Annotated in this window: 1 protein-coding gene; it reads left to right on the forward strand. The window is 67.0% G+C overall.

What is annotated here, in order from left to right:
- Positions 1 to 1,158 (forward strand): Cna B-type domain-containing protein (locus HMPREF1155_RS01640; RefSeq protein ID WP_009076655.1); only part of this gene is annotated, 1,158 nt, incomplete at both ends.

A 1,158-nucleotide genomic window follows, 5' to 3' on the forward strand; every position in this document is an offset into this window, starting at 1 on the left:
CGGACACCGGCAAGGAGCTCAAGCTCAACGCCGGCAACGGCTGGAAGGGCACCTTCGACAACCTGCGCAAGTACAAGGCCGGCACTGCCGACGAGATCGTCTACACCGTGAAGGAAGACCCGGTGGCGAACTACGACGGCTCCGTCGAGGGCGACGCCGCGAGCGGCTTCACCATCACGAACACGAACACAGAGACCGTGGACGTCTCCGGGACGAAGTCCTGGGACGACGATAGCGACCGCGACGGGGTCCGTCCCGCCTCGATCACCGTGAACCTGATGCGCGACGGCGCCAAGGCCGACTCCAGGACGGTGACGCCCGACGCCTCGGGCATGTGGGCCTACTCGTTCACCGGCCTTCCCAAGTACGCCGCGGACGGCCACGAGTACGCCTACACGGTCGTCGAGGAGGCGGTCCCGAACTACGCCACCGAGGTGAACGGCACGGATATCGTCAACTCCTACACGCCTGGCAAGACCTCGGTCACCGTGACCAAGACGTGGGTCGACGCCGACGATCAAGACGGCCTGCGCCCGGCATCGATCAAGGTCCAGCTCTACGCGAACGGCAAGCCCTTGGGCGCGCCCGTCGAGCTCTCCGAGGCCAACGGATGGACCCACACCTGGACCGGCCTGAACCTGAAGGAGGCCGGCAAGAACATCGCCTATACCGTCAAGGAGGCCGGCGTGCCGAGCGGCTACGACGTCGCCGTGGCCGGCGACGCGACGGCGGGCTACACGGTCACGAACACGCATACGCCCGCGACCGTCGACGTCCCCGTCGTGAAGAAATGGGTCGGGCCCGCGGGCTCCGAGGTGACCGTGCGCCTGCTCGCCGACGGCAAAGACACGGGCAAGGAGCTCAAGCTCGACGCCGATAACAACTGGTCGGGCGCGTTCTCGGGCCTGCCCAAATACGACCACGGCCGCGAGATCGTCTACACCGTGAAGGAATACCCGGTGCCGAACTACGACGGCGACGTTACGGGCGACGCGGCCTCCGGCTTCACGATCACCAACACCAACAAGGAGACCGTGGACGTCTCCGGGACCAAGTCCTGGGAAGACGACGGCGACCGCGACGGGGTCCGTCCCGCCTCGATCACGGTGAACCTGATGCGCGACGGCGCGAAGGCCGGCTCCAGGACGGTGACGCCCG

The organism is Slackia sp. CM382 (assembly GCF_000293015.1).
Classification (GTDB): Bacteria; Actinomycetota; Coriobacteriia; order Coriobacteriales; family Eggerthellaceae; genus Slackia; species Slackia exigua.